The sequence below is a fragment of the Microcella sp. genome, from assembly GCF_033763155.1.
In the GTDB taxonomy this organism is placed as follows: domain Bacteria; phylum Actinomycetota; class Actinomycetes; order Actinomycetales; family Microbacteriaceae; genus Microcella.
The window spans coordinates 1-6,081 of the sequence record NZ_JANRKZ010000084.1 but is presented as its reverse complement, the minus strand read 5'-3'; the positions used below and the strand labels follow the sequence as shown (position 1 = coordinate 6,081).

General features: G+C 65.5%; 7 protein-coding genes and 1 riboswitch. Of the genes, 4 read left to right on the top strand and 3 right to left on the bottom strand.

Annotated features, from left to right (window positions below; all coding sequences use genetic code 11):
- The 3 genes from SFU54_RS03860 to SFU54_RS03850 form a co-directional block, all read left to right on the top strand.
- Window positions 1-700 (top strand): VIT1/CCC1 transporter family protein (locus SFU54_RS03860; protein ID WP_319014991.1); only part of this gene is annotated, 700 nt, incomplete at its 5' end.
- A 231-nt stretch (window positions 701-931) separates the two neighbouring features.
- Window positions 932-1,627 carry a M23 family metallopeptidase gene (locus SFU54_RS03855; protein ID WP_319014990.1) on the top strand — a complete coding sequence of 232 codons (696 nt, stop codon included), beginning with the start codon at window positions 932-934 and terminating at the stop codon, window positions 1,625-1,627.
- Between the two features lie 9 nt (window positions 1,628-1,636).
- Entirely contained in the window at window positions 1,637-2,188 is a 552-nt protein-coding gene (locus SFU54_RS03850) for a GNAT family N-acetyltransferase (protein ID WP_319014989.1), read from the top strand.
- Between the two features lie 8 nt (window positions 2,189-2,196).
- Here SFU54_RS03850 and SFU54_RS03845 read toward each other — a convergent pair whose 3' ends face one another.
- From SFU54_RS03845 to SFU54_RS03835, 3 genes are read right to left on the bottom strand one after another with little or no spacing between them, the layout of a single operon-like run.
- Window positions 2,197-2,850: a response regulator transcription factor gene (locus SFU54_RS03845; protein ID WP_319014988.1), complete on the bottom strand. Its 654-nt coding sequence runs from the start codon at window positions 2,848-2,850 to the stop codon at window positions 2,197-2,199.
- Entirely contained in the window at window positions 2,847-4,406 is a 1,560-nt protein-coding gene (locus SFU54_RS03840; protein ID WP_319014987.1) for a GAF domain-containing protein, read from the bottom strand. Before SFU54_RS03840 ends, SFU54_RS03845 begins: the two co-directional genes overlap by 4 nt.
- Complete coding sequence (locus SFU54_RS03835) at window positions 4,403-5,257, bottom strand: TerC family protein (protein ID WP_319014986.1); 855 nt, start codon at window positions 5,255-5,257, stop codon at window positions 4,403-4,405. The genes SFU54_RS03840 and SFU54_RS03835 overlap by 4 nt, the downstream gene beginning before the upstream one ends.
- Before the next feature lie 30 nt (window positions 5,258-5,287).
- A riboswitch (TPP riboswitch) is annotated at window positions 5,288-5,398 on the top strand.
- A gap of 59 nt (window positions 5,399-5,457) precedes the next feature.
- On the opposite strand from SFU54_RS03835, the gene SFU54_RS03830 reads away from it, so the two are divergent.
- A partial coding sequence (locus SFU54_RS03830) for an ECF transporter S component (RefSeq protein ID WP_319014985.1) occupies window positions 5,458-6,081 on the top strand: 624 nt, incomplete at its 3' end.

Sequence of the window (6,081 nt, the reverse complement as noted above, 5' to 3'; positions counted from 1 at the left end):
CGCGGCGCGCGGGCGGCAGCGACTGTCTGGCACCTTTCGTGCGGCGGTGTTCGGGGCCAACGACGGTCTCGTGAGCAACCTCGCGCTCGTCATGGGCATTGGTGCGGCGGGCCTCGGACCGTCAGCGGTGCTGCTCACCGGCCTCGCGGGGCTTCTTGCCGGAGCGCTCTCGATGGGCGCCGGTGAATACGTCTCGGTGCGGTCGCAGCGCGAACTGCTCGATGCCTCCACACCGGACCCCGAGGCCCACACCGCGTTGCCGCATCTGGACGTGGACGCCAACGAGCTGGCGCTCGTCTACCGCGCCCGGGGTATGGACGAGGCGGAGGCGGTCGAGCATGCCCGCAGCATCCTCGCCGACTACGACCCCGTGGCGGCCTCGGCTCGGGCCGCCGAAGCGGAGGCCGAACAGCACGAGGCGATTGGCTCAGCGTGGGGTGCCGCGCTGTCGAGCTTTGCCTTCTTCGCCTCGGGCGCGATCATTCCGGTGGTGCCCTATTTGCTCGGCCTGCAGGGCCTCGCGGCTGTGGTCACGGCGGCGGTTCTTGTGGGGCTCGCGTTGCTCGTGACGGGGGCGATTGTGGGCGTGCTCTCAGGGGCATCGCCGCTCAAGCGGGCGCTGCGACAGCTGGCCATCGGTTACGGGGCAGCCGCGGCGACCTACCTTCTCGGGCTGGCCTTTGGCACGACCGTCGCCTGACGGTGACCCTGATCAGCCTTTTCATAGGTTGATGGGTCAGGATTGAGTGTTGGCTCCGTTGCCGACAGGGGCGAGTGCCGCCGGTGTGAATGATTCCGCCGGGCCGGGTGCTGAGACCTCCTGACCTTGTGCCGAGTGCTCGCCGTGAGCGCCGCGAGGTCGAATGCGCAATGACGTGCACTCACCGTGTCCACGGCCTGCCGGCCGCCACCAGGAAGTGTTTTTCTTCTCATGCTCCACTTCATTCACCCTGCGCTGTCGCGCGTCGCCACTCTTGACCCCTACCGGTTTCGTCACCAAGCATTGCTCGTCGCGTCACTCGCGGTTGCGGCAACTCTTCTGCTCAGCACGGGCGTGTCGGTCTCGCTCGCGACCGCAAGCGAGAGCAATGAGTCGCCTCCTGGGTCGCAGACGTTCGCAGCGGGTGCAGAGCTTGCAACCGCTGACGCTGTCGCTCAAACCAGCGGGGCTGAGGTTCGCGAGGTGTTCACCGTCGACGTGCGGCCGCCACTGGTGTATCCCGTCGGCGCCGACGCGCCGGTCGGTAGCCCTTTCGGACACCGCGCTGCTGCGTGCGATGCCTGTTCAACCGAGCACTTCGGTGTCGACTGGAACCCTGACTACGGCACGCCTGTCGTCTCGATCGCTGACGGGGTCGTGACCCTCATCGGTGACCCGAGCAACTCATTGGGTGTGCACCTTGAAATCACCCACGTCATCAACGGGCAGCCCATCACGAGTGTCTACGCGCACTTGCAGGCGGGATCCATTCCGTTCGTGGCCGGCGACCGAGTGCGGGTCGGAGATCAGATCGGGCTCGTCGGTACGACGGGAGTAACGACGGCGCCGCACCTCCACTTCGAGTTGCGCATCGACGGCATCGCGATCGATCCGGTTCCGTGGATGGCCGCCAACGGCGCCCAGTAGGCTCGAGCCGTGCCTCTCTCTGACGAGCAGTTTTCCGTGCTGGCAAGAGAGGTGTTCTCCGGGTCTGGCGTGGAGCTGACACGTCTCTCTCCGGCCGATGCACCCTCGCTGGTTGACCTCAATGACAGCGCGTACCCGGCGGTTCCGATCACGTCGGTTGACGCGATGCGGTCGCTTCTCGAGTTTTCTGACTGTGCCGTGGCGATTAAGCGCGACGGCCAGCTCGTCGGTTTCGTTGTCACGCTGGGTGACGGCGCGGCGTATGAGAGCGAGAACTACCAGTTCTTCTGCAGTCGCGGTGTGAGCTCTCGCTACGTCGACCGAATCGTCATTGCGGAATCAGAGCGCGGTAACGGGCTCGGAGCCGCGCTCTATGCACTGGTGTTTTCCGTTGCCCGGGCCGAAGGTCGCGCCGAGGTGACGTGTGAGGTCAATCTTGACCCGCCCAACCCCGCCAGCCTTGCGTTCCACGAGCGACTGGGATTCGCGTCGGTCGGTACGCAAGCCACGAAGGGCGGCACCGTGACGGTCAGCCTGCTCGCCGCGCCCGTCAGCGCATAGCCCACGCGTTACGCGCGTTTCTGACCCTTCGGCAACCACTCGGTGGCCAAGACGGCGGCCTGCGTTCGACGTTGCATGCCGAGCTTCGAGAGGATTCCGCTCACGTAGTTCTTGACCGTCTTCTCGGCCAGAAAGAGCCGGCCGCCGATCTCGCGGTTCGACAGGCCTTCGGCGATGAGTGCCAAGATCTCTGACTCGCGGGGAGTGAGGCCATCGAGCGGTGACGCGGGCGTAGCGGCGGTCACTCGGGCGACAACACCATCGGCGAGGGCCGGGTCGAGCAAGACGTCGCCTCGTGCGACGCGACGAATGGCATCGATGAGCCCCGTCGCGCGCACCTCTTTGAGCAAATACCCGTTGGCGCCGGCGAGCACCGCGGCAAGCACCGCCTCGTCATCGTCATACGAGGTGAGAATGAGGCACCCGATGCTCGGTCGCTCTGACTTCACGTCGCGGCACACATCAATTCCGCTGCCGTCAGGAAGCCGCCCATCGAGAACGGCAACCGTCACGTCCGCCGCGAGAATCGCCTCGGCCGCACCGGTCGCTACTCCTGCCTCACCGACGACGGTGATGCCGTCTTCGTGTTCGAGCAGGTCAGCGATGCCTCGACGCACGATTTCGTGATCATCGAGAAGAAAGACGCGGATGGGTTCAGTCATCGTGCCTCCCAGGGTACGCTCCAGCGCACGAGAGTTCCGTGCGGCACGACGGGCTCAATCGTGAACGTTCCGCCACGCTCATGGGCGCGCGCAGCGAGATTGGCGAGTCCGCTTCGTCGATCAGTCTCGGGCATGCCGACTCCGTCATCGCGCACGATGACGTCGACCTGCGCGCCCCGCACCGCCACACTTGCTTCGATCAGCGTTGCCTGCGCGTGCCGAACGGCGTTCGACACCGCCTCGCGCATGACGGCCGTCACTTCATCGCCTAAGCCGAGGTTGAGCAACGTGTCGACAGGGCCGCTGAACTCGAGCCGGGAGTCGACCGACTCGCCTTCGAGCGTTTCGCGAACGAGCGTGTTGATGCGCGCGCGCAGGCTGTAGGTGCCCGCGCTGGGGGTGGTCGAGAGCCGGTAGATGGCCTGTCGAATCTGCCGAATAGTCGAGTCGATCGCGTCGACTTGCGTGGCGATGCGAGCGCCCGTGGGCGACGATGGGTCACCCACCACGCTCTGTAGCGACAATCCGACGGCAAAGAGGCTTTGGATGACGTGATCGTGCAAGTCGCGCGCAATGCGGTCGCGTTCATCGGTCAGCGCGAGCCACTGCTCGTCGATTCGAGCCTGAGCGAGCTCGCGCGCGATGGCCACAGACCGCCCGAATCGAGTAACGGTCTCGCGGTCCGCTTCGGTGAACGGATGCCCGTGGGGCCCGCGCGCAATCGCGAGTCCGCCGGCCGCGCGGTCGGCGCTGCCCTGCACGGGCACGACAAGCACAGGTCCGAGCTGCGCTTCGTTGGCCTGCTGGCGCAGTGCGAGTTCGGCGCCCTGTGCACCGTCGTCAACAGCATCCACCACGGCCACATACGGCGCCTCGGTGAGTTCGCGCACCGATTGCGCGATCGCGTCGAGATCGTCAGGGCCCACCTCGCCCGCAAGCAGGCGTTGCGTCAGGCGCTCCGATGCGGCGAGCCAGCGGCGGTCTTCTTGCGACTGTTCATACAGTCGCGAGTTCGCAATCGCCGTGCCCGCCATCGCTGCGAGCGCCACGATGATGGCTTCGTCGATGTCGTCAAACGGTCCGCTGTCGTGTTCCGTCAGGTACAGGTTGCCGAACACCGTGCCATTGACGTGGATGGGCACCCCGAGAAATGAGTTCATCGGGGGATGGTTCGGCGGAAATCCGACCGACCGAGCGTCACTCGACAAGTTTTCGAGCCGGATGCTGCGGCGATCGGTGATGACGGCCCCGAGAATGCCGCGACCCGTGGGGGGAGCCCCCAACTGGTGCACCTGCTCGTCGCTGAGCCCAGAGTGCAAGAAGCGTTCGAGTCCGCCGTCGGGGCCGAGCACGCCGAGAGCGCCGAAACGCGCTCCGACGAGCTCGCGGGCGACCGCGACGATGCGTTGCAAACGCGTTGTGAGATCGAGACTTTCGGTCACCGCCTCGGAGGCCGAGATGAGCAGGCCGACCCGGTGGTAGCCATCGTCGAGCCCTTCGGCCCGCTGCATGATGCGCTCGACGAGCGCATCGAGCGTGCCGGGGCTCGTGCTCACGGGGTGCCGTCGGGGTGGTTCTGCGGGTCGACCGTCGCCCGACGCGCACCACCGAGGTGCACGGGCGTGACGTCGGCAGGAGCCTCGTCTTTCACGAGCGTCGGGCGAAGCTCCACGGGAGCGATGGTCTCGTTGCGCCGCTTCGCTTGGCGCCCGCGATAGACAAGGTTGAGCACCTCGACGATGATCGCGAAAGCGATGGGGCCGTAGATGAACGCCTTGTCGACGTGAACATCGAAGCCCTCGGCGATGAGCGTCGTTCCGATAAGCACGAGGAACGCGAGAGCGAGCATCTTGACCGTGGGGTGGCGGTTCACGAAATCGCTGATGGCCTTGGCCGTGAACAGCATGAGCGTGATGGCGATGACGACCGCCGCGATCATGATCCACAGTTCATCGACCATGCCGACCGCGGTAATCACCGAATCAAGCGAGAACACGATGTCGATGAGCAGAATCTGCACGATGATGCCGGCGAAGGTCACCGATTTGCCGGTGACCTGTTGGTGCCCTTCAGCGCCCTCCAGCTTTTCGTGAATCTCGACGACGGCCTTGTAGACGAGGAAGAGACCGCCGAGGATCAAGATTAGGTCGCGGCCCGAGAACCCCATGCCCGCGAGCACGAACAGATCGTTGGTCAGGCTGATGATCCAACTGGCGGCGAAGAGCAACAGAATGCGCATGATCATCGCAAGCGAAAGCCCCACGATGCGTGCTCTGTTTTGCTGCTCGGGCGGGAGTTTGCTCGCCAAGATCGAGATGAAAATGACGTTGTCGATTCCGAGAATGATCTCGAGCACGAGCAACGTTGCGAAGGCCACGAGCAACTCGGGCGAGAAGACAAACTCCATGACGCGATCCTAAGCGACGGGGCATACACTTCTCGCGTACACGGGAGTCCGGTGAACCGGGCTGAGAGGAAGCGCACTCACGCTTCGACCGTCGAACCTGATCCGGATCATGCCGGCGCAGGGAGGACTTCTCGCACCCGTGCCGACCGAATTCGCGGGTACGAAGGCCGTGCCCGCGCACAGCGAAAGGCACGATTCTTATGGTCAGCACCGCAGCATCCACCCCCACCCGCCCCGTTCTGCAGTGGCGTGTCGTCGACATCGTGATCGCGAGCGTTCTCGGCGTCGCCGGTGGGCTCGTCATGACACTGTGGAACCTCGTCTATGCGCCCGTCACGGCGCCGCTTGAAGTCGCTCTGCCGGGCCTGCAAGCCCTGCTGTATGCCGTGTGGCTGTTTCCGGCGGTTCTCGTGGGCCTCGTCGTGCGCAAGCCCGGGGCAGCGATCTACGGCGAACTGGTCGCGGCGTCGGTCTCGGCGCTGCTCGGCGGAGTGTGGGGCTGGACGGCCCTCGCCTGGGGTCTCGTGCAGGGGCTCGGCGCCGAGATCGTGTTTGCGATCTTGCTCTACCGCGCCTGGGGTCTCGTGCCCGCCGTGCTCGCTGGTCTGGGCGCGGGCGCGGGCATGGTCGTGATGGATCTGACGTTCTACTACTCCGGAACGCGCCCCGAGTTCATGGCGGTGTATGCCGTGAGTGCGCTGATCTCGGGTGGCCTCATTGCCGGTCTGGGCAGTTGGGTGATCGTTCGCGCGCTCGCGCGCACCGGTGCTCTCGCCCGGTTCGCCGCGGGGCGCGAAGGGAACGGCCGATCCGTGACAGCGGGG